Origin of the sequence: Chitinivorax sp. PXF-14 (assembly GCF_040812015.1) — a bacterium.
Lineage (GTDB): Bacteria > Pseudomonadota > Gammaproteobacteria > Burkholderiales > SCOH01 > JBFNXJ01.
Genome location: NZ_JBFNXJ010000001.1, coordinates 239,532 through 258,806, shown reverse-complemented (window position 1 = coordinate 258,806; position 19,275 = coordinate 239,532). Strand labels below are relative to the sequence as shown.

Annotated in this window: 24 protein-coding genes; 7 read left to right on the top strand and 17 right to left on the bottom strand. The window is 65.7% G+C overall.

Annotated elements, in window-relative coordinates; translation table 11 throughout:
• Positions 1–12: 12 nt before the first annotated feature.
• Positions 13–1,002, bottom strand: a complete 990-nt coding sequence (gene bioB / locus ABWL39_RS01185) for a biotin synthase BioB (RefSeq protein ID WP_367786399.1) — start codon at positions 1,000–1,002, stop codon at positions 13–15.
• A gap of 103 nt (positions 1,003–1,105) precedes the next feature.
• Here bioB and ABWL39_RS01180 point away from each other — a divergent pair, with 103 nt between their 5' ends.
• Complete coding sequence (locus tag ABWL39_RS01180) at positions 1,106–1,774, top strand: ComF family protein (protein WP_367786398.1); 669 nt, start codon at positions 1,106–1,108, stop codon at positions 1,772–1,774.
• A 63-nt stretch (positions 1,775–1,837) separates the two neighbouring features.
• On the opposite strand, the gene ABWL39_RS01175 is transcribed toward ABWL39_RS01180, so the two are convergent.
• Both ABWL39_RS01175 and ABWL39_RS01170 read right to left on the bottom strand, forming a co-directional pair.
• Positions 1,838–2,836, bottom strand: a complete 999-nt coding sequence (locus ABWL39_RS01175) for a M48 family metalloprotease (protein ID WP_367786397.1) — start codon at positions 2,834–2,836, stop codon at positions 1,838–1,840.
• 149 nt (positions 2,837–2,985) lie between these two features.
• Complete coding sequence (locus ABWL39_RS01170) at positions 2,986–3,546, bottom strand: phosphohydrolase (RefSeq protein WP_367786396.1); 561 nt, start codon at positions 3,544–3,546, stop codon at positions 2,986–2,988.
• 248 nt (positions 3,547–3,794) lie between these two features.
• On the opposite strand from ABWL39_RS01170, the gene ABWL39_RS01165 reads away from it, so the two are divergent.
• Positions 3,795–4,259 carry a tRNA (cytidine(34)-2'-O)-methyltransferase gene (locus ABWL39_RS01165; RefSeq protein ID WP_367786394.1) on the top strand — a complete coding sequence of 155 codons (465 nt, stop codon included), beginning with the start codon at positions 3,795–3,797 and terminating at the stop codon, positions 4,257–4,259.
• Complete coding sequence (locus ABWL39_RS01160; protein WP_367786392.1) at positions 4,256–4,993, top strand: YdiY family protein; 738 nt, start codon at positions 4,256–4,258, stop codon at positions 4,991–4,993. The genes ABWL39_RS01165 and ABWL39_RS01160 overlap by 4 nt, the downstream gene beginning before the upstream one ends.
• Positions 4,994–5,067: 74 nt before the next feature.
• On the opposite strand, the gene ABWL39_RS01155 is transcribed toward ABWL39_RS01160, so the two are convergent.
• The 10 genes from ABWL39_RS01155 to ABWL39_RS01110 form a co-directional block, all read right to left on the bottom strand.
• Positions 5,068–6,063: an NAD(P)H-dependent glycerol-3-phosphate dehydrogenase gene (locus ABWL39_RS01155; protein ID WP_367786390.1), complete on the bottom strand. Its 996-nt coding sequence runs from the start codon at positions 6,061–6,063 to the stop codon at positions 5,068–5,070.
• Positions 6,064–6,068: 5 nt separating this feature from the next.
• A complete protein-coding gene (locus tag ABWL39_RS01150; RefSeq protein ID WP_367786389.1) occupies positions 6,069–6,530 on the bottom strand; it encodes an SH3 domain-containing protein in 462 nt (153 codons plus the stop codon).
• Complete coding sequence (gene secB / locus ABWL39_RS01145; protein ID WP_367786388.1) at positions 6,499–6,954, bottom strand: protein-export chaperone SecB; 456 nt, start codon at positions 6,952–6,954, stop codon at positions 6,499–6,501. Before secB ends, ABWL39_RS01150 begins: the two co-directional genes overlap by 32 nt.
• A gap of 110 nt (positions 6,955–7,064) precedes the next feature.
• Positions 7,065–7,487, bottom strand: coding sequence for a thioredoxin TrxC (gene trxC, locus ABWL39_RS01140; protein WP_367786387.1), 423 nt, complete (start codon positions 7,485–7,487; stop codon positions 7,065–7,067).
• Between the two features lie 54 nt (positions 7,488–7,541).
• A complete protein-coding gene (grxC, locus tag ABWL39_RS01135; protein ID WP_367786386.1) occupies positions 7,542–7,799 on the bottom strand; it encodes a glutaredoxin 3 in 258 nt (85 codons plus the stop codon).
• Between the two features lie 9 nt (positions 7,800–7,808).
• Entirely contained in the window at positions 7,809–8,216 is a 408-nt protein-coding gene (locus ABWL39_RS01130; protein WP_367786384.1) for a rhodanese-like domain-containing protein, read from the bottom strand.
• A gap of 66 nt (positions 8,217–8,282) precedes the next feature.
• Positions 8,283–8,480, bottom strand: coding sequence for a DUF2892 domain-containing protein (locus ABWL39_RS01125; protein WP_367786907.1), 198 nt, complete (start codon positions 8,478–8,480; stop codon positions 8,283–8,285).
• A 43-nt stretch (positions 8,481–8,523) separates the two neighbouring features.
• Positions 8,524–8,751: a DUF2892 domain-containing protein gene (locus ABWL39_RS01120; RefSeq protein ID WP_367786383.1), complete on the bottom strand. Its 228-nt coding sequence runs from the start codon at positions 8,749–8,751 to the stop codon at positions 8,524–8,526.
• Positions 8,752–8,771: 20 nt separating this feature from the next.
• Positions 8,772–11,987: an efflux RND transporter permease subunit gene (locus tag ABWL39_RS01115; RefSeq protein ID WP_367786381.1), complete on the bottom strand. Its 3,216-nt coding sequence runs from the start codon at positions 11,985–11,987 to the stop codon at positions 8,772–8,774.
• Between the two features lie 10 nt (positions 11,988–11,997).
• A complete protein-coding gene (locus ABWL39_RS01110; protein ID WP_367786380.1) occupies positions 11,998–13,026 on the bottom strand; it encodes an efflux RND transporter periplasmic adaptor subunit in 1,029 nt (342 codons plus the stop codon).
• Positions 13,027–13,178: 152 nt separating this feature from the next.
• Here ABWL39_RS01110 and ABWL39_RS01105 point away from each other — a divergent pair, with 152 nt between their 5' ends.
• From ABWL39_RS01105 to ABWL39_RS01095, 3 genes are all read left to right on the top strand, one after another.
• Positions 13,179–13,937: a ThiF family adenylyltransferase gene (locus ABWL39_RS01105; protein ID WP_367786378.1), complete on the top strand. Its 759-nt coding sequence runs from the start codon at positions 13,179–13,181 to the stop codon at positions 13,935–13,937.
• Positions 13,938–14,088: 151 nt separating this feature from the next.
• A complete protein-coding gene (locus ABWL39_RS01100; protein ID WP_367786376.1) occupies positions 14,089–15,063 on the top strand; it encodes a glycosyltransferase family 2 protein in 975 nt (324 codons plus the stop codon).
• 120 nt (positions 15,064–15,183) lie between these two features.
• Positions 15,184–16,134 carry a glycosyltransferase family 2 protein gene (locus ABWL39_RS01095; RefSeq protein ID WP_367786374.1) on the top strand — a complete coding sequence of 317 codons (951 nt, stop codon included), beginning with the start codon at positions 15,184–15,186 and terminating at the stop codon, positions 16,132–16,134.
• 60 nt (positions 16,135–16,194) lie between these two features.
• On the opposite strand, the gene dtd is transcribed toward ABWL39_RS01095, so the two are convergent.
• From dtd to ABWL39_RS01080, 3 genes are all read right to left on the bottom strand, one after another.
• Positions 16,195–16,647 carry a D-aminoacyl-tRNA deacylase gene (gene dtd, locus ABWL39_RS01090; protein ID WP_367786372.1) on the bottom strand — a complete coding sequence of 151 codons (453 nt, stop codon included), beginning with the start codon at positions 16,645–16,647 and terminating at the stop codon, positions 16,195–16,197.
• Positions 16,647–16,991: a DUF4870 family protein gene (locus tag ABWL39_RS01085; RefSeq protein ID WP_367786370.1), complete on the bottom strand. Its 345-nt coding sequence runs from the start codon at positions 16,989–16,991 to the stop codon at positions 16,647–16,649. The genes dtd and ABWL39_RS01085 overlap by 1 nt, the downstream gene beginning before the upstream one ends.
• Positions 16,992–17,077: 86 nt before the next feature.
• Positions 17,078–17,689 carry a TetR/AcrR family transcriptional regulator gene (locus ABWL39_RS01080; protein ID WP_367786368.1) on the bottom strand — a complete coding sequence of 204 codons (612 nt, stop codon included), beginning with the start codon at positions 17,687–17,689 and terminating at the stop codon, positions 17,078–17,080.
• 77 nt (positions 17,690–17,766) lie between these two features.
• Between ABWL39_RS01080 and ABWL39_RS01075 the strand changes: the two genes are divergently transcribed.
• Entirely contained in the window at positions 17,767–18,222 is a 456-nt protein-coding gene (locus ABWL39_RS01075) for an acyl-CoA thioesterase (protein ID WP_367786366.1), read from the top strand.
• Positions 18,223–18,244: 22 nt separating this feature from the next.
• Here the strand turns inward: ABWL39_RS01075 and ABWL39_RS01070 are convergent, their stop codons facing one another.
• Positions 18,245–19,156 (bottom strand): hypothetical protein, encoded by a 912-nt coding sequence (locus tag ABWL39_RS01070; RefSeq protein ID WP_367786364.1) that lies wholly within the window; start codon positions 19,154–19,156, stop codon positions 18,245–18,247.
• Positions 19,157–19,275: the final 119 nt, after the last annotated feature.

Sequence of the window (19,275 nt, the reverse complement as noted above, 5' to 3'; positions counted from 1 at the left end):
CGCCGTGATTGGTCAAAGCGACTGGATGTCGAGCTTGGCCAGCAACTGGCGGTCGCGCTCGATTTCCGGGTTGCCGGTGGTGAGCAGCTTGTCGCCGTAGAAGATCGAATTCGCACCGGCCATGAAGCATAGCGCCTGCATCGCCTCGGGCATTTCCTGGCGCCCGGCGGACAGCCGCACGAAGGAACGCGGCATGGTGATGCGGGCAACCGCAATGGTGCGCACGAACTCGGTCCAGTCCAGTGTCTCGGTGCCATTGAGCGGCGTACCGGGCACCTGCACCAGATTGTTGATCGGCACCGAATCCGGCTGCGGATCGAGATTGGCGAGCTGGGCAATCAGGCCGGCACGCTCGCTGCGCGTCTCGCCCATGCCAACGATACCGCCACAGCACACGTGAATGCCGGCATCGCGCACCTTGCGCAGAGTATCGAGGCGGTCGTCGTAGTCGCGCGTGTGGATGATGTCGCCGTACTTCTCGGGCGCGGTATCGAGATTGTGGTTGTAGTAGTCGAGGCCGGCGTCGCGCAGCTGCTCGGCCTGGCCTTCCTTGAGCATGCCCAGCGTGGCACAGGTTTCGAGGCCCAGCGCCTTGACGCTGCTGACCATCTCCTTGATGTGCTCGAGATCCTTCTGCTTCGGCCCGCGCCAGGCCGCACCCATGCAGAAGCGGCTGGCACCGGCGGCCTTGGCCGCACGCGCGGCGTCGAGCACGGTGTCGAGTTCGAGCATCTCCTGGTTTTCCACGCCGGTGCTGTGGCGGACCGACTGCGGGCAATAGCCGCAATCCTCGGGACAACCGCCGGTCTTGACGCTCAGCAGCGTCGACAGCTGCACGCGGTTGGCATCGAAATGCTCGCGGTGTGTCAGTTGCGCACGGAACAGCAGGTCGTTGAATGGCAGCTGGAACAGCGCCTCGATCTCAGCCTCGCTCCAGTTGACGCTGGTGGCGTGCGGCTGTTTGGTTTCCTTGGTGTGGAAATGCAGAGTGGCGTCGTTCATGATGAGGAATGCCCTGAATTCGTTGCGTTGCCGGCATCTTCGATGAGAGCGAAGCCAGTTGTCAAACCATGCAAACAAATTTCTAAACCATTGCACAAATATTATGCAATGGTTATTACCAGCCAGCTGCGTGCTGTGCGGCACTGCTAGCGGCACGGCGGCACTCTGCCCGCCTTGCCGGGCGGACCTGCCCTGGCTGCCGGCGGCGCGCTGCCCGGTCTGTGCACTGCCGACGCTGGATGGCGCCACCTGCGGCGCCTGCCTGCGCAAGCCGCCAGCCTTCGATGCCACGCACTGCAGCCTGGCGTATGCCTTTCCCCTCGACACGCTGCTGCACGCCGCAAAATATGGCCGCCGCATCAGCCTGCTGCCGCTACTCGCGACGCTGCTGGCCGAGCACGAGCTGAGCGCGATCGACCTCGTGCTGCCGATGCCGCTGTCACCCGCCCGGTTAGCCGAACGCGGTTTCAACCAGTCGCTGGAGCTGGCGCGGCCACTGGCCCGCCACGGCCTGACGATTCAGGCCGACAGCCTGGCCAAGCCGCGCGAGACGCCCCACCAGGCCGACCTGCCGTGGAAGGCGCGCGTCCGCAACATCAAGAGCGCATTCGTCAGCCATGCTCGGCTCGACGGCCTGCGCGTGCTGCTGGTCGACGACGTGATGACCACCGGCGCCAGCCTCAACGAGCTCGCCCGCGTCGCCAGACAGGCAGGTGCCGCGCGGGTCGAGACACTGGTGCTGGCACGCACGCTGCCGCACCAGGCCAAATGAAGGAGCCGGCATTGCGCCGGCTCACTCGATCACCGGGCGGAAGCCCGAATCACCCACCAGGGCTCACTCCTCAGCGACGGGCGGCTCTGGCAGCGCCAGCGCTGAGGGTGCAAATTCAGCCTGGGGCGCCTGCAGCATATGCATGCGCTGCAATGCCGCGCGCTTCTGGTAGTCCTTGTAAGCGGGGAGGGCCACCGCCGCCAGGACGCCGATCATGGCAATGGTAACGATCGCACCACCGCCTCCGCCGCCGACCCCCAGGCGCGGAATGAACAGCGCCAGCACATAGGAAAACACGTTACGCCCCGGCTGGGCAGGCTCCCGGCCATCGCCAAGCTGGCGCATGGCGTTGATGCGCTTGGTGAGCCAGGGATAATCCGACACCAGCTCATGGAAGGACATCCAGAAGCCGCTGCTTTCCTTCACCTGCTTCATATAGGAAATCTGGTTCATGCTCTTCCAGCGACGCCCGCCGGCGGCTAGTGCCGCGAGCCCCAGGCGCGCATCGGCCGGGTCATCGCAGCACGCCAGCCCGTGGCGGTCGCAGGTGTATTCGCACGCCCGCGCATAGGCCGCCCCCAGCAATGGGATCATGCTGGCCGGCCACAGCAGCGGGCCCCAGGTCAGGTGCCTGCGCTTGATGTGGCCCAGCTCGTGGCCGAGATAGAAATTGAGCGCATTGGGCCTGTCGTCGAGCGCATCGACCACGTCGGAGAACAGCACCACGTAGTGACGCGACAGGAACTTGGTAGCGAATGCGTTGAACGCCCCATTGGCGTGCAACAGATACGCCTCGGGGACATCGTCGAGCCCCAGCCTCGCGGCGCAATGCTCAAGCCGTTGATGCAGGTCGGGGAACTGCTCGGGCGAGATGCGCACGGCCGTACCCTTCAGGTAGGCAATCAGGCCCGATTGGGCAAACAGGTAGCCGATGAAGAAAAACAGCAGGTACATCAGCATGATGCCCACCGTGCCGACCAGCAGCGCGATCCAGACGATGGCGGAAATGACGGCTTTGACGACGAACAAGGTCCGCTCGTTGCGATAGACGAGTGTATCCAAGATGAGATCCCATGATTGATATCGTTATTCGGGGCAATCCCCGCTCCCTCGCGGCCTGCGAGCTGGCCGCCACGGGATTATGGGCGGGGCCGGAGAGCGCAATCAATCACTCAAATGGAATATATTTTCGTCAGCAAAAAACGTGCAGCTCAGCCGCCAAAGCGTAGCGCCGGGCTCACCCGCACGCCGGTCAGCGCGGTGTAGCGGTCGAGAAAGGCCTGCTTGGCGGCCATCGGGCTCATCGGGCGGATGATCTCGGGCAGCGGTGCGATGCCGTCGAGGTAGTCCCAGTCCTCGGTCGAATACGGCATCAGGTCGCGCTTTTCGGTGGCGAGCGCAATCAGGTCGCCACGCTTGATCTGCGCGTAATTGGAGAAATCGACGCGGAACGCCTTTGCGATCAGCTGGGTGACGCCATCCTCGATCGTCGAGAACGCCGGCACCAGCGCCTTCAGCGGCTTCACCAGGTCGCCGAGATAGGCCTCGGCGGCATCGTGCAGCAAGGCGGCGAGTTTGAGCTCGTCGGGCACGAGGTCGACGACAATCAGACTGTGTTGCGCAACCGAGTAGAAATCGCAGGTCTGGCCGTTGAAACGGCACTGGAAGGCCAGGCCGTGCGCGATATCCTCGATCTCGACCTTGTCGATGCGTGGTTCGAGCGGATAAAAGCGGTTGCCGAGGTAGGTGGAGATATAGGTCGTCGGTGTCATGCACGATATTTTATCAGCTCGCGACCGGCTGCTGCGGCTGCTGCGCCGCCGCTGCCTGGCTTATGCTTGCCACCTCACCGCACGAATACCTTCAGGATGCGCCTGGCACGGCTGTTGCCGATCATTGCCCCATCAGCCCTGGCGGCCGAACCGGTCGTCGTGCTCGACCACGCCATTCGCAAGCTCACAACCATCAAGTAGGACGATTCGCGTATCATGCGCAGCGAGCAATACGTCAGTCCCCTATCATGTTCAGCATTATTCTGTTCCAGCCCGAAATTCCCCCGAATACCGGCAACATCATCAGGCTCAGCGCCAATACCGGTTGTGACCTGCACCTGGTGAAGCCGCTGGGCTTTCCGCTCGACGACGCAAAAATGCGTCGCGCCGGCCTCGATTACCACGAATACGCCTCGATGCAGGTGCACGAGGATTGGGCAGCCTGCCTCGCCCACTTCGCCGGCCGCCGCATCTTCGCCGCCACCACGCGCGGCTCGGCGCGCTACGACCGTGTCGATTACCAGCCGGGCGATGTCTTCCTGTTCGGCCGCGAGACCGCCGGGCTGCCGGCCGAGGTGCGCGACAGCTTTCCCGAATTGCAGCGCATCCGCCTGCCAATGATGCCGAACAACCGCAGCATCAACCTCTCCAACGCGGTTGCGGTGATCGTCTACGAGGCCTGGCGCCAGAACGGCTTCGGAGGTGCGGCATGATCCGCCATCTGCTGCTCGTTACCGCCCTGCTCGCAGGCGCCGCCCACGCCAGCGACGATGAAGAACCGCTCGACGCCCCCTGGGAGGGCGACGTCGAGCTCGGCTTCTACCTGAGTACCGGCAGCAGCCACAGCCAGCTGTGGCTCGGCGAGCTGGACATGCAGAAGCAATACGAGGACAGGCGCTACGAGGTGGCGATCGACGGCCGCTACGAGCGCCAGAAGCACGAGGAGGACAGCCGCTACAGCGTGTCGTCGGCGCGCTACAACGCGATGTTCAAGGCGGAGACCTACCTGGTCCCCGATGCCGACTACGCCTTCGGCATGGCCAAGCAACGGCATAACCGCTTCGGCCCGAACCGGCGCACCGACGTGCTGATCGCCGGGCTCGGCCATACCTTCGATTTCGGCAACGACAACTACCTGTCGCTCGATGCCGGCCCAGGCATGCGCTGGCGCCTGCAGCGCGAGGGCCGGACGCAGCGCGAAGGCGTGGTCTACCTGGCGCAGGAGATGGCGTGGCAGCTCAATCCCTACACCTCGCTGCACCAGAAGGCCAGCGTTGAGGCCAATGGCGACGTCGGCGTCGAGCAGTTCGAGATCAGCATCAAGAACAAGCTCAGCGGCGCGCTCGCGCTCAAGGTCGGGGTGCTCACCTCGCGCACCAACCGTTCACCGGCCGAGGCCAAGGAATCCGACACCGAAACACGGCTGACGCTGGTCTACCACTTCTGACCCGGCCAGCCGCTGGGCAAAAAAATGGCGCGAACCCAGGCTGGGCTCGCGCCATTTTGTTGTCCAGGCCCGCGCTACTGGCGGAATTCAGCCTTGGGCTGGCGTTCGAGTAGCGAGTCGAGCACATCGGTGACCGGCACGTTGTCGAACAGCGCACGGCACACCGCGTCGGTCAGCGGCATCTCGACCTGATTCTCGCGCGCCAGGCGCTGCACCTCGCGCGCCGAGGCAACCCCTTCGGCCACGTGGCCCAGGTCGGCGAGAATCTGCGGTAGCTGCTTGCCCTCGGCCAGCAGCATGCCGACGCGACGGTTACGCGACAGGTCGCCGGTGCAGGTCAGGATCAGGTCACCCATGCCGGCCAGCCCCATGAAGGTCTCCTGCCGCCCGCCGAGCTTGAGCCCGAGCCGCGTCATCTCGGCCAGGCCGCGCGTGATCAGCGCCGCGCGGGCGTTGTGGCCGAGCTTCATGCCGTCGGCGATGCCGGCGGCAATCGCCATCACGTTCTTGACCGCGCCACCGACCTCGACACCGATGATGTCGTCGCTCGAATAGATGCGCAGGCGGCTATGGTGCAGCTTGGCAGCGATATCGTGGGCAAAGGCGCCATCGCTGCTCGCGAGCGAGACCGCGGCCGGCAGGCCCTGCGCCACTTCGCGCGCGAAGCTCGGGCCGGACAGCACGCCAGCCGGCGTCCCCGCCGGCAGCACGGCCTCGACCACCTTGTGCGGCAGCAGCGCGGTCTGCGCCTCGAAGCCCTTGCAGGCCCAGATCACCGGGACCGGCTGCGGCGTGACGGCGATGATCTGCTGCAGGGTCGGGCGCAGGCCCGCGCTGGCGGTGACCACGAGAATCAGCTCCGCGCCCTGCAGCGTGGCGGCCAGATCGTCGCTGAGCTTGAGATTGTCGGGAAACGGGCAATTATCGAGATAGTGCCGATTCATGCGATCGGCAGCGAGTTGTGCCATCTGCTCCGCATTGCGCCCCCACAGGGTGACGTCGTGTTTGCGGGCAAAGCTGATGGCGAGCGCGGTGCCCCAGGCACCGGCGCCGAGAACGGCGATTTTCATCGGATTCAGAGACCCCAGATGTCTTTGAGGGGAAGATAGCCTACCACACCATCACGGTGCCTGACCTTGGCCCAGCCGTTGGCGGGTGCTTCGACCAGCTCCAGCAGCAGATCGCGGCCGGCGTCGGCCAGCACCGGTGCGGTATCGTCCGGCCTGGCGCGGATGCTTGCGCGGCTCACGTTGACGACCACGGTGCGTTTGGCGGACAGCGCACGCTTCTCGACCCAGCCCAGCGAGCCATCCCGATCGCGCACGCGGGCCCAGTCGCCCGACACGGACATGACTTCGAACGGCGTGGCACGGCCGACGACGTAGAGCTTCTTCGCTTCAAGGGAGGGCGCGGCGTAGAGGATGGCCGCATTGGGCGCGACCGACTGGAAGTCGAGCGCGAAACCTGCCGTCGGCACGAGCGCCGACAGCAGGATGGCAAGGCGCTTAGTGCTGAGGCGCAGCGGCTTGCTCGGCATTGGCTGCCTGTTGTTGCGCGTACAGGACTTCGAAGTTGATCGGCGCGAGGATTACGGGCGGGAAGCCAGCGCGGTTCACCACGTCGGATACGGTTTCGCGGACGTACGGGAACAGGATATTCGGGCAACCGATGCCGAGTACGGCCCCCATGTCGGATTCAGGCACGTTGCGGATCTGGAAGATGCCGGCCTGGGTCACTTCGGCCAGGAACATGGTCTTGTCGCCGACCTTGGCAGTCACGGTCACGGTGAGCGCGTTTTCGAAGTAGCCTTCGTCGATCTTGCTGCTCTCGGTGTGGATCTGCATGTCGATCTCGGGCTGGTTGCGCTCGAGGAAAATCGCCGGTGCATGCGGGATCTCGAGGGACAGATCCTTGACGTAGATTTTTTCGATCTGGAAGACCGGTTGTTGCTGTTCGCTCATGATGTTTCCTGATTTTTTATGAAATTCGGGTAACGCTTTTTGCAGGCCGGAATCATCTCATGATTCGAATAGAGCGCCAAGTTAAGAACCAGCGACGCGCTTGATGCAGATCAGCCGATCTGATCCAGCCATTGCAGCAGCTGCGGCCCCGGCAATGCACCGGCGATGCGCTGCAGTTCCTGCCCCTGGCGGAACACGGCCAGCGTCGGGATGCTGCGGATATTGAAGCGTGCGGCGAGCTGCTGTTCCGCCTCGGTATCGAGCTTGGCGAAACGGAAGCGCGTCGCCAGCTGGGCTGCAGCCTGCTCGTAGACCGGCGCGAAGCTACGGCACGGGCCGCACCATGGCGCCCAGAAATCGACCACGACGGGCAGCTCGTTACGCGTCAGGAACGCGTCGAAATTGCCGCCATTCAAGGCGACCGGGTGGCCGTCGAGCACCGGCTGCTTGCACTTGCCGCATTTGGGCTGGTCGCCCAGGCGCTCGGCCGGCACGTTATTGGTCGCGAAACAATGCGGGCAGACGAGATGCATGCGGGGCTCCAGAGTGAGTATGGCCGGCCCTTTGCACGGGCCGGCTCCGGTGTGTCAGAGGGCAAGCAGGGGATCGAGGCCGCCGGCATGGTCGAGCGCCGACAGGTCGTCGAAGCCGCCGATATGGCGCTCGCCGATATAGATCTGCGGCACCGTGCGCCGGCCGGTTTTTGTCATCATTTCCTCACGCAAGGCGGGCTCGAGGTCGACGCGGATCTTCTTGATGTCCTTCACGCCCTTGCTCAGCAGCAAGCGCTCGGCCGCGACGCAATATGGGCACACCGCAGTGGAATACATGGTGACTTCTGGCATTCGAGACTCCTATTTCTGGAAGGGCAGGCCGGCTTGCTGCCAAGCGCTGAAGCCGCCTGAAAGGTTGTATATGTGATCAAAGCCATGGCTTTTCAAGATGCGGCAGGCCGACATCGAGCGGCCGCCGAGCTGGCAGTTGACGATCAACGGCTTGTCCTGATGCGGTTTGAGCTCGGGCCAGCGTGCTTCGAGCTGGCCCAGCGGGATATGCAGCGCCTGCGGCAGCCGTCCCGCCGCCAGCTCGGCCGCCTCGCGCACGTCGAGAAACAACGCGCCCTCGCGGTTGATCAGCTCGACGGCCTGCTGAACGCTGATCTGCTGCAAGCCGGCACGCCGGTAAAACTGCCACACACCGTAGATGCCCACCGCCAACACGGCGAACACCAGCCCAGGCGGGGCCTGTATCCAGTCCGTCATCGGATTCTCCCGTGAACGCGGCGCCAGCCGGTGCCAGTGGCCACCGGCCGGTATCGCCGTCAGCTGTCAGTGATCGATTTTCGTCTTGCAGGTGCTGATGCCGAAAATCGCGTAAGGCGGGCACCAACCGCTGAGCCCGGTGGCAATCGGCACCAGGCCAAGAAGCCCCCAGATCGACTGCGGGCCGACGAACACGAGGCTGAGTATGCCGAGCCCCGCCACCACGCGGATCACGCGCTCGGTATTGCCGATATTCTGTTTCATCATGCGCTCCTTGCCTTGGGCGAAATGGATTGAACGGGATGGATCAGTTACAGCTGGCGCCGCACTCGGGGTCTTTCACGCCAAGCTTGCGCAGGATCGTGGCCAGCGGGCAGAGCTGGGTGAAGCCGCTCTGGAACAGGTTGGCGCCGACGAACGCGGTGAGCCACAGGAAGTTCTGGCTCACGAACAAGGGGCTGGCCTGCACGCCCAGCGCCAGCGAGAGCAGCACCATGAAGCCCGCAAAAATACGGATAAAGCGGTTGACGGTCATATTGACTCCTTTCAGTCGAATCAGGCCTGGCCGGAGATGTCCGGCCGGCGGGAATAAGCGGCGTAATACAGCAGCGGGATCAGCACCAGCGTCAGTACGGTGGATACCAGGATGCCGAAGATCAGCGAGATCGCGAGCCCGTTGAAGATCGGGTCGTCCAGGATGAAGAACGCCCCCATCATCGCGGCCACGCCGGTCAGCACGATGGGCTTGGCCCGCGTTGCCGCGGCCTCGATCACCGCCTGCTTGAAGGCCATGCCGGCGGCCAGCTGCAGCTTGATGAAATCCACCAGCAGGATGGAGTTGCGCACGATGATGCCGGCCAACGCGATCATCCCGATCATCGAGGTCGCGGTGAACTGCGCACCGAGCAGGGCGTGGCCCGGCATCACGCCGATCACGGTGAGCGGGATCGGCGCCATGATGATGGCCGGCGTCAGGTAGCTCTTGAACTGCGCCACCACCAGCAGGTAGATCAGGATCAGCCCGACACCATAGGCGATACCCATGTCGCGGAAGGTTTCGTAGGTGACCTGCCACTCGCCGTCCCACTTGATCGCATAGCCGCGATAGGGGTCGGACGGCTGGCGGATGAAGTAATCGGTCAGCCTGCCGCCCTCGGGCAGCGCCTCGCCGACGGCCGCGCCGCGGATCGCGAACATGCCGTAGAGCGGGCTGTCGAGCCGGCCGGCCATGTCGCCCATGACGTAAACCAGCGGCAGCAGATCCTTGTGGAACAGCGCGCGCTCGTGGCTCGCCGGCTGCACGCGGACCAGCTCGGACAAGGGCACCAGCGTACCGTCCTGCGCCTTCACCGCGAGCTTGAGCAGCTCGTCGAGGTTGGACTGGCGCTCGGGCGGCAGCGTCAGCGTTACCGGCACCTCGTACTTGGCCTGGCCGTCATGCAGCGGCGTGACCGGACTGCCATTGAGGCCGACACGCATGGTCGCCACGATGTCGCGCTGCGCCACGCCGAGCTGGGCCGCCTTGGCCTGGTCGACCTTGAGCCGCAGCTTGGGCGCCGCATCCTCGACCGAATCGTCGATCGCGACGATGTCGGCGGTCTGCCGAAAATGCTCGCGCAGACGTTTGGTAACCGCGATGCGCCCCGCTTCGTCGGGGCCATAGACCTCGGCCACGATCGGGCTCATCACCGGCGGCCCGGGCGGCACCTCCACCACCTTGAGCTTGGCGCCGTGGCGCGCGGCGATCTTTTCGAGCGCCGGCCGCACCTGCTGCGCAATCTCGTGGCTCTTCCGGCTGCGATGGTGCTTGTCCAGCAGGTTCACCTGCAGGTCGCCGAGCTCGGCCGCCTGGCGCAGGTAGTACTGGCGCACCAGGCCGTTGAAATTGATCGGCGCGGCGGTGCCCGCATAGGCCTGGTAATCCGTCACCTCGGGCACGCGCGCCACTTCGGCGCCGAGCTCGTGCAGCACGGCCGCCGTCTGTTCGAGCGGCGTGCCGGCCGGCATGTCGACCACCACCTGGAATTCGGACTTGTTGTCGAACGGCAGCATCTTCATCACCACCAGCTTGAAACCGGCCAGCGACACCGACAGCACGATCGCCACCACGATGCCGAGATACAGCTTGTGGCGCTGGCGGCGGCCATGGCTGTCGTCGAGGAATGGCGACATGATGCGCGTGAACAGGCGCATCAGCCTGCCGTGCTGGGCGGCCTCTTCCTGCGCGCCGTGGACCGCTGCGTGCTTGCCGGTCAGCCTGAGCGCGAGCCAGGGCGTGACGATGAAGGCGATCGCCAGCGAGATCACCATACCCAGGCTGGAGTTGATCGGGATCGGGCTCATGTACGGCCCCATCAGCCCCGACACGAAGGCCATCGGCAGCAGCGCGGCGATCACCGTGAAGGTGGCGAGGATGGTCGGCCCGCCGACCTCGTCCACCGCCGCCGGGATGATCTCGGCCAGCGGCTTGCCGGGCTCGAGCTGGCGATGGCGGTGGATGTTCTCGACCACCACGATCGCATCGTCGACGAGGATGCCGATCGAGAAGATCAGCGCGAACAGCGATACCCGGTTCAGCGTGAAGCCCCAGGCCCACGAGGCGAACAGCGTCGCCGCCAGCGTCAGGATCACCGCGCCGCCGACGATCACCGCCTCGCGCCGGCCGAGCGCCATGAACACCAGCGCCACCACCGACAGCGTGGCGAAGGCGAGCTTCTGGATCAGCTTCATCGCCTTATCGTTGGCCGTCTCTCCATAGTTACGCGTGACCGTGACCTCGACGCCATCGGGAATCACCGCGCCACGCAGCTCGGCCACGCGCGCCAGCACCGCGTGGGCGACGTCGACCGCGTTCTCGCCGGGCTTCTTGGTGATCGCCAGCGTCACGGCCGGCTGCTCGCCGCCCGCGCCCTTGGCGGCCGCGCCGGCACCGCTCCAGACATAGCGTACAGGCTGGTCCGGGCCATCGACGATGCGTGCGACGTCGGACAGGTAGACCGGGTTGCCCTGCGCCATGCCGACCACGAGGCTGGCCACATCCCTGGCGTTTTCGAGGTAGTTGCCGGTCTCGACCTCGACCTGCTGGTTGTCGCGCACGAGCGAGCCCGCCGGCAACGCGATGTTCGACAGTTGCAGCGCCTGCTGGATCTCCAGCGCAGACACGCCGAACGCGGCCAGCTTGTCGGCGTCGAGCAGCACGCGCAGCTTGCGCCCAGGGCCGCCGATCGTGCTCACCTCGCGCGTGCCGGGCACGCGCTTGAGTTCGACTTCCAGCGCATGGGCGACGCGTTCGAGATCGAAGGCGCCGCGCTCGGCATCGGCGGTGGACAGCGTCAGCGCGACGATGGGCACGTCGTCGATGCCCTTGGCCTTGATGATGGGCTCGCCCACGCCCAGCTGGGCCGACACCCAGTCGCGATTGGCGTGGATCGCATCCCACAGCCGCACCAGCGCCGTCTCGCGGCTCACGCCGACCTTGTACTGGACGGTGAGCACGGCAAGGCCGGGGCGCGACACCGAATACACATGGTCGAGCCCTTGTATCTGCGCCAGCACCTGCTCGGCCGGCGTGGCCACGAGCGCCTCGACATCCTTGGCCGAGGCGCCGGGGAACGGGATGAACACATTGGCCATGGTGACGTTGATCTGCGGCTCCTCCTCCTTGGGCGTCACCCACACGGCGAACAGCCCCAGCAGCAGCGCCACCAGCGCGATCAGCGGGGTCAACTGGGATTGCAGGAACAGCTTGGCGATACGGCCCGAGATGCCCATGGCGCGGTCCTCAGCGGGCCAGGCCGGCTTTCACCGGCTCGAGCGCGACACGTTCGCCAGCCTTGAGCCCGGCCAGCACCTCAATGCCGGCCTCCCCGGCCGCGTCCCCCAGGCGCACCTGGCGCAGCGCCGTGCGCTCGCCGGGGCCGATCACGTAGACGGCGGTCAGCTCGGAGCGGCGCAGCACGGCGGCCGCCGGCACCAGCAGCTTGCGCGCCTCGCCGGTGACGAAATGGGCGCGCGCGAACATGCCCGGCACCACGTTGCGGGTATCGGCCGGCAGGTCCAGCCTGACCTGGGCGGTATGGCGACGCGCGTCGGCAACGGGCAGCACCGTCACGTGTGTCGGCACCAGCCAGCGGTTCAGCGCCGGGATCTCGACCTTGGCGCCGGCACCGCCGCGCACCGCGTCCCACTTGGCTTGCGGCAAGGTCGCAACGACGCGCAGGTCGGCCGGGTCGAAGCCGCTCATCAAGGGCTTGCCGGGAAAGGTGGTGTCGCCGACCTCGACCTGCACCGCCGACACCACGCCCGCGTAAGGTGCGATCACGGTCGCGAAGCTGTGCGTGGTGGCGGCCGCGCCGCTGCCGGCCAGCGCCGCGGCATAGGCAGCCTGCGCGGCCTTGTAGGCAGCCTGCGCCGAGTCGAGCGCGGCCTGCGAGATGAATTTCTGCGCGAACAGCTGCTGCTGTCGCTCGTACTGGAGCTTGGCCTCGTCGAGCGCGGCCTTCACCTGCGCCACCTGCGACTGGCTGGCAGCCAGCGCCTGGCCGGTCTCGCGCGGATCGATGCGCACCAGCACCTGGCCGGCCTTCACATAGTCACCGACCTTGAAGTTGACCTCCATCACGCGGCCGCCGATCTGCGCCGCCACCGTCGACTGCTTGATCGCCTCGACCGTGCCTTCGCTGGCATAGGTCAGCGGCACCTGGCGGTAATCGACCGTCGCGGCCATGAGCGGCGCCGCCCCGGCAGACAGGGGCTGCACGCCCAAAACCAGGGCAAGGCACAGCGCGGGCTTCTTGAGTATGGGGGTCATTCGGTCCGTCCTTCATGCGGCTGGCGAGGGTCGCCAATTACTTTCAGTAATCACATTATATTATTTTGTATTTTGTTTTCAAGTGGCAGGCAATTCAGCGTAGTCATTTCTCCCGATTGTTGCGGCGCAGCCCGGCTTGCTACACTGCCCGCATGAATGATGACCAGCTCTTGCGCTACAGCCGCCACATCCTGCTCGACGAGATTGGCGTCGAGGGGCAGCAGGCCCTGCTCGATGCCCACGCGCTGATCATCGGTGCCGGCGGGCTGGGCTCGCCGGCCGGCCTGTATCTCGGCTCGGCCGGCGTGGGGCGGATCACCATCTGCGACCACGACGAGGTCGACAAGACCAATCTGCAGCGCCAGATCGCACACTCGATGGCCAGCATCGGCGAGAACAAGGCCGAGTCGATCAAGCGCCGCATCCATGAAATCAACCCCGACTGCGCGGTCGAGGCCGTCACCGAGCGCGTGTCCGGTGCGCGGCTCGATGCACTGATCGCGAGCGCCGATGTCGTGCTCGACTGCTGCGACAACTTCGACACCCGCCATGCGGTGAACGCCGCCTGCGTCAGGCACCGCAAGCCGCTGGTATCGGGTGCCGCGGTGCGCTTCGACGGCCAGATCAGCGTGTTCGACCTACGCCGCGACGACAGCCCCTGCTACCACTGCCTGTTTCCCGATACCGGCGAGGCCAACGATGGCCCGTGCGCGCTGTTCGGCGTGTTTGCCCCGCTCGTCGGCATTGTCGGCAGCATGCAGGCGGCCGAGGCGCTGAAGCTGCTGATCCCGGCCGGCAGCACGCTGACGGGGCGGCTGCTGCTACTCGACGGGCTGGAGATGAAATGGCGCGAAATGCGACTCAAACGCGATCCGCAATGCGCCGCCTGCGGCCATCCGGGCCACGCCTGACACGGTTGCCCGTACCCCGGCCGGGTCTGGCCAAGCCAAGCCAGAGGCCACATCGCGGTATGAATGCGGAATCAGATAACGTTCACTAATCGGCAACGGCGCGCTAAGATGTGCACCTGTCATACAACCATCCGCGAGCCGGAGCCGAGCAATGCGGTTTTCGTTGTCCTCACCGGACGTGTCGATCGTCATCCCGGTCTACAACACCGGCCCGCTGTTACTGGAAGCCATCGAGTCCATCGTGACGCAGGCGCCGACCGAGCTGCCGCTACCGGTGGTCGAGGTCATCGTCGTTGACGACGCGAGCGGCGATGCCAACACCCAGTCCATCCTCGCCTCGCTGGAAGCGCGCTACCCCGGCGTGTTGCGCGTGCTGCGCAATCAACGCAGCAAGGGGGTCGCCGGTGCGCGCAACACGGCAATCGAGGCGGCGCGCGGACAATGGATAGGCTTTCTCGATTCGGATGACCTGTGGCTGCCCAACGCCATGGCCAGCCTGTGGCAGGTCGTGCGCGAGCATCCCCAGGCGCGCTGGGTGGCCGCCCATTTCCTGCTCACCATGCTCGGCTCCGACGCGCCGCCGGAGAACAAGCCGCTGGCCGAGCGCTCGCCCTACCTGTATTCGCTGCTCGGCTCCGACTACGAGGCGGGCCGCGCCACCTGCCTGAAGCAGCCGGTCAGCCACTTTCTCAAGTCCTGCCTGATCGGCATCATGACCTGCCTGATCCGCAAGGAACTGCTTATCGACGCAGGTCTGTTCGACGAAAACCAGAAGCGCGCGTCGGACTACATGATGTGGCTGCGCTGCGCCCTGCTCTCCGACCTGTACTACGCGCCGGCCGACACCGGCATCTACCGCATGCGCAAGGGCAGCCTGACGCGCACCAGCGCACCGCCCCTGGCCTGCGAGGACAGCATGTTGCGCAAGCTGCTCGCCGACCCTCGCTACACGCCGTGGAACCGGCAACTGCGCGAGCGGCTGGTATTGGTGCTCGATGATCATTGTTACTACTATCGCAACGCAAAACACCGTTCCGAGGCCAGACACTGGGCACTGAAACTGCTGCGAGAAGCGCCACTGCGGGCGCGCACCTGGAAACAGGCCTTGGGCGCCTGGATGATCTGACCCCGCGCGGATAAACGTCGGGGTTTGTGTCATCTTGGTGGCATGGCATCGCGTTATATAGACGCGACATGCCCGCCGCAAGTGCGCGGCTTCCCCAACCCCTATGGTGCCAGGTCCCCAATGATCTCCATCATCATCCCCGTCTACAACACGGGGCAACTGCTGCAAGAGGCCGTGCAATCGATCCTGGCGCAGGAATGCACCGACTCGGCGCTGCCGCCGATCGAGATCATCGTGGTCGACGACCACAGCAACGACACCGCCACCCAACACATACTGGCCGAGCTGGCGACGCGCGATCCGGCGCATCTGCGGGTCATCACCAACAGCCGCGGCAAGGGCGTGGCCAGTGCGCGCAATACGGGCATCGAAGCCGCACGCGGCCAGTGGATCGGGTTTCTGGATTCGGATGACCTGTGGCTGCCCAATGCACTGGCTACGGGCTGGAATGCCGTCCGCCAGCACCCGGAAGCCCGCTGGATCGCCTCGCACTTCCACATGACGCCGCTCGACAACGTGCATCCGGTTCAGCGCCGGCCGCTGGCCGAGCGCTCGCCCTACCTGTACGCGCTGATCGGCAAGGACTACGAGGCCGGCAGGGTCAGCTGCCTGAAACGGCCGGTCACGCACTTTCTGAAGTCATGCCTGATCGGCATCATGACCTGCCTGATCCGCAAAGACCTGCTGATCGAAGCCGGTATGTTCGACGAAAGCCAGCAGCGCGCCGAAGATTACCTGCTGTGGCTGCGTTGCGCGCTGCGCGCAGACCTCTACTTCGCACCGGCCGACACCGGCATCTACCGCATCCGCTCGGGCAGCCTGACGCACACCACAGCCCCCCCTTTCGCTGGCGAGGACACCATGCTGCACCGGCTGCGCGCCGACCCGCAGTACGCCCCCTATCGGCGGGAAATCAAGGAGCGCATGGTGCTGGTGCTCGATGACCATTGCTACTACTACCGCAGCCAGCGGCAGCGTCCCGAGGCCCGGCGGTGGGCCATGCGACTGCTACGCGAGGCGCCGCTGCGGGCACGCAGCTGGAAGCAGGCGATCGGTGCGTGGTTCGGCTGACGCCGGGCGCCAAACGGCCTGCACCCGGTGTCGTGAGCGTCCGCACGGTGGCTGATGCGATTACTCCGGCGCCTTGGAGTCGAGCCAGATCGTCACCGGGCCATCGTTGACGAGGCTGACCTTCATGTCGGCACCGAACACCCCACGCGCGACCGGCTTGCCGATCAGGCCGGCCACCGCCTCGCAAAAGGCCTCGTACATCGGTTGCGACAGCTCGCCCCTGGCGGCCCGGCTGTAGCTCGGCCGGTTGCCCTTGCGGCAGCTCGCGTGCAGCGTGAACTGGCTCACCGCCAGTACCTCGCCGCCGACATCGAGCACCGAGCGGTTCATGACCCCCGCCTCGTCAGCGAAGATGCGCAGGTTGGCGAGCTTTCTGGCGAGCCAGTCAATGTCGCCAGCCGTATCCGCCTCCTCGACACCGACCAGCACCAGCAGGCCGGCGGCAATCTCGCCGACGACGACGCCATCGATCCTGACCGCCGCCTCGGCAACACGCTGGATCAAGGCCCGCATCAGCCGACCGCCTTGCCGTCGTTGAGCGCGAGCCAGCCCTTGATGATGCGATAGAGCACCCAGATGCCGGCCACGCCCCAGATGATGAAGCCGAGACCGAACCAGAAGGTGAGGCCACCCAGCACGGCGAGGCCCAGGCCGATCCAGAAGGTGCCGATCTGCCACTCGACATGGCTCTCGAAGAGCGTGCCGCGCACGTCGTCGCGCTTGACGTAGGCGACGATCACCGCGGCCAGCGCGGCGAGCCCACCGGTAAAGTAGGCCAGCGCCTGCAGGGCGTAGACCAGGGTGACGATGTTCTTCAGCGACTGATCGCGATCGCGCACGGTTTGCAGCTCTTCCATGAGGACTCCTCGGTACAGGTGATGCCCCATGTTAGCAAACGTCGCCGCCGCCCGTGCGCTACGCAGCGACAGACAACGGATTGCGCCTACCCGTTGGCAGCCGATGACGATGGCTGGTGTAGGGCCAGCATACGCTCCATGCCGCGCAGGGCCCGGCCGGGGGCGCCGGCATCGCCGAGCAGGCGCAGGTCGTGGTGGGTGGCGAGAATGAGCCCGAACAGCTCGAAGGCCAGTTGCGCCGCATCGGTGTCGGCGCGCAGCTCGCCCGTCTCGACCGCACGTGTCACCGCGCCGCTGAGGATGTCGCGCAGGGCGCGCTGCCCGCGCGCCAGCTGATCGCGCACCGGGCCGGGCTGGTCGTCGAATTCGGCGGCGGCACCGAGCAGCGGGCAGCCGCCCGGCCGGCCCTCGACATCGAGGCGGCCGAGCCACAGCCCAAACAGCGCGCGCAACCGGGCCAGGCCGCGCGGCGCCGCCAGCGCCGGTTTCACGGCCAGCGCGGTGAACTCGTCCTGGGCGGCCTGCACCACGGCGAGCTGCAGCTCCTCGCGCGAGCCGAAGCGGGCGAACAGGCCGCTCTTCGACAGCTTCAGGCGCTCGGCGAGCACGCCGATGGTCAGGCCCTCGATGCCGACCTGGCTCGCCAGCCCCAGCGCCTCCAGCAGGATCAGCGCCCTGGTTTGTTCACCCTTGCCCATGTTTGACGCCCCGCTTGCAAAGCATGATCATACGGACAACAATAGCACGACCGTTCGTTTTAAAAAAGGAAGCCAGCATGGCCAAGTTCAGCAAGATCATCGAAGTACGCTGGTCCGACGTCGACATGAACCATCATGTGCGCCACAGCGCCTATGCGGATTTCTGCACCCATGCCCGCATCGAGTGGCTGGCCGAGAATGGCTTCACGCCCGAGAAATTCGCCGAACTGGTGTTCGGCCCGGTAATCTTCAAGGAAGAGACTGAATACTTCAAGGAAGCGAAGCTCGGCGAGCGCCTGACCATCGAGGTCGAGATTGCCGGCGCCTCCGCCGACAACTCGCGCTTCCGTTTCCGCCAGCACATCTACAAGCAGGATGGCCGCCTCGCGGCCCGCCACGAGGTCGCCGGCGCCTGGCTCGACATGCGCGAGCGCAAGCTGATCCCGCCGCCGGCGCCGCTCGCGGCGACGCTCGCAGCCCTCGACAAGAGCGCGGATTTCGCGGACATCCCGCTGAGCCGCAAGGCCGCTTGAGCGGCGATCGCCAGGCCACGCGCTAGCGTGGCGCCAGGCTCCAGCCGCTGTCGAAGCGGTTGATCGTACCCTTGCCGCGCTCGGTCACCAGCAGGCTGCCGGCACCGAAGGCCGGCGCGGTCAGCAGCGTGGCCGAGGTCGGCTGGCTGAAGGCGGCCGTGTGCAGCACCGCGCCCGCCTCGCTGACATGGCTGATGCGGCCGCCGAGGAATTCGGCGATCACCGCGCCGCCCCGCACCAGCGCAAAATCGTCGAGGAAGGCCCAGGAAGTGTAAACCGACGCCTTGTTGGCCAGGCCCGTAGCGCCGATGTCGTAGCGCAGCAACTGCGACAGGCCGATATAGCTGAACGGGTTGACCGACACATACAGCCGGTCCGCGTCGTGCTTGAGCCCGTTGGGCTTGCACGCGGCGAAGCGGTGGAACACGCTCTGCGTGGCGATCGTGTAGGCGCCGGCCAGCGTGATCTTGTGGATCACCCCCGGCAGCAGCGGCAGCCCGCTGTCGGCCAGATACAGGTTGCCGCTACGGTCGGCGGCCAGCCCGTTGGGCAGGGCGACACCGCCCAGCTCGCCGGCCTCGGTCAGCCTGGGCACGGCCTGGTACGGGTCGAGCCCGAACAGGTGCTTTCTCGCCAGCGGATCAAAATTGCTCTCGGTGCACACGGTGTACAGCGTCCCGGCCGACTCGGTGATGCCGAGGTAGTAGCAGGGCCGATTGCCGCCATCCTTGAACGCCGCAACGACCGGCATCTTGTGCCAGCCCAGGCCGTCGCGCGTGATCTCGTAGAAGGCGCCGTCCGACGAGGCGAACAGCCGCTGGTTGCTGGTCTGGAAGGTGTTCTCGGCCGCGCTCATGCCGCTCGCGATCACCTCGGCGCGCACGCCGCTGCAGGCGAGCACGGCCAGACCAGCCGCGATCAGGGCTTGCTTCATGTTGTCTTTCCTCCCTATTTTCCGGTCCGCTATTGATTGCGGTTTTAGAGCGATAACTCTATAGAAAATATAAAATCTGACAACAAGGTTCGCGCGTGCGCATAAGCAGATCGCCCGGC

What these genes read in the sequence shown, in the direction of transcription:
- ABWL39_RS01125 (WP_367786907.1), bottom strand. Translation starts at nt 8,480, where the DNA reads ATGAAACAGAATATCGGCAATACCGAGCGCGTGATCCGCGTGGTGGCG.
- ABWL39_RS01180 (WP_367786398.1), top strand. Translation starts at nt 1,106, where the DNA reads ATGCAATGGTTATTACCAGCCAGCTGCGTGCTGTGCGGCACTGCTAGC.
- ABWL39_RS01150 (WP_367786389.1), bottom strand. Translation starts at nt 6,530, where the DNA reads ATGCCGAGCAAGCCGCTGCGCCTCAGCACTAAGCGCCTTGCCATCCTG.
- ABWL39_RS01080 (WP_367786368.1), bottom strand. Translation starts at nt 17,689, where the DNA reads ATGGGCAAGGGTGAACAAACCAGGGCGCTGATCCTGCTGGAGGCGCTG.
- ABWL39_RS01110 (WP_367786380.1), bottom strand. Translation starts at nt 13,026, where the DNA reads ATGACCCCCATACTCAAGAAGCCCGCGCTGTGCCTTGCCCTGGTTTTG.
- ABWL39_RS01130 (WP_367786384.1), bottom strand. Translation starts at nt 8,216, where the DNA reads ATGACGGACTGGATACAGGCCCCGCCTGGGCTGGTGTTCGCCGTGTTG.
- dtd (WP_367786372.1), bottom strand. Translation starts at nt 16,647, where the DNA reads ATGCGGGCCTTGATCCAGCGTGTTGCCGAGGCGGCGGTCAGGATCGAT.
- secB (WP_367786388.1), bottom strand. Translation starts at nt 6,954, where the DNA reads ATGAGCGAACAGCAACAACCGGTCTTCCAGATCGAAAAAATCTACGTC.
- ABWL39_RS01095 (WP_367786374.1), top strand. Translation starts at nt 15,184, where the DNA reads ATGATCTCCATCATCATCCCCGTCTACAACACGGGGCAACTGCTGCAA.
- grxC (WP_367786386.1), bottom strand. Translation starts at nt 7,799, where the DNA reads ATGCCAGAAGTCACCATGTATTCCACTGCGGTGTGCCCATATTGCGTC.
- ABWL39_RS01170 (WP_367786396.1), bottom strand. Translation starts at nt 3,546, where the DNA reads ATGACACCGACGACCTATATCTCCACCTACCTCGGCAACCGCTTTTAT.
- trxC (WP_367786387.1), bottom strand. Translation starts at nt 7,487, where the DNA reads ATGCATCTCGTCTGCCCGCATTGTTTCGCGACCAATAACGTGCCGGCC.
- ABWL39_RS01155 (WP_367786390.1), bottom strand. Translation starts at nt 6,063, where the DNA reads ATGAAAATCGCCGTTCTCGGCGCCGGTGCCTGGGGCACCGCGCTCGCC.
- ABWL39_RS01165 (WP_367786394.1), top strand. Translation starts at nt 3,795, where the DNA reads ATGTTCAGCATTATTCTGTTCCAGCCCGAAATTCCCCCGAATACCGGC.
- ABWL39_RS01075 (WP_367786366.1), top strand. Translation starts at nt 17,767, where the DNA reads ATGGCCAAGTTCAGCAAGATCATCGAAGTACGCTGGTCCGACGTCGAC.
- ABWL39_RS01120 (WP_367786383.1), bottom strand. Translation starts at nt 8,751, where the DNA reads ATGACCGTCAACCGCTTTATCCGTATTTTTGCGGGCTTCATGGTGCTG.
- ABWL39_RS01115 (WP_367786381.1), bottom strand. Translation starts at nt 11,987, where the DNA reads ATGGGCATCTCGGGCCGTATCGCCAAGCTGTTCCTGCAATCCCAGTTG.
- ABWL39_RS01085 (WP_367786370.1), bottom strand. Translation starts at nt 16,991, where the DNA reads ATGGAAGAGCTGCAAACCGTGCGCGATCGCGATCAGTCGCTGAAGAAC.
- ABWL39_RS01070 (WP_367786364.1), bottom strand. Translation starts at nt 19,156, where the DNA reads ATGAAGCAAGCCCTGATCGCGGCTGGTCTGGCCGTGCTCGCCTGCAGC.
- ABWL39_RS01100 (WP_367786376.1), top strand. Translation starts at nt 14,089, where the DNA reads ATGCGGTTTTCGTTGTCCTCACCGGACGTGTCGATCGTCATCCCGGTC.
- ABWL39_RS01160 (WP_367786392.1), top strand. Translation starts at nt 4,256, where the DNA reads ATGATCCGCCATCTGCTGCTCGTTACCGCCCTGCTCGCAGGCGCCGCC.
- ABWL39_RS01105 (WP_367786378.1), top strand. Translation starts at nt 13,179, where the DNA reads ATGAATGATGACCAGCTCTTGCGCTACAGCCGCCACATCCTGCTCGAC.
- bioB (WP_367786399.1), bottom strand. Translation starts at nt 1,002, where the DNA reads ATGAACGACGCCACTCTGCATTTCCACACCAAGGAAACCAAACAGCCG.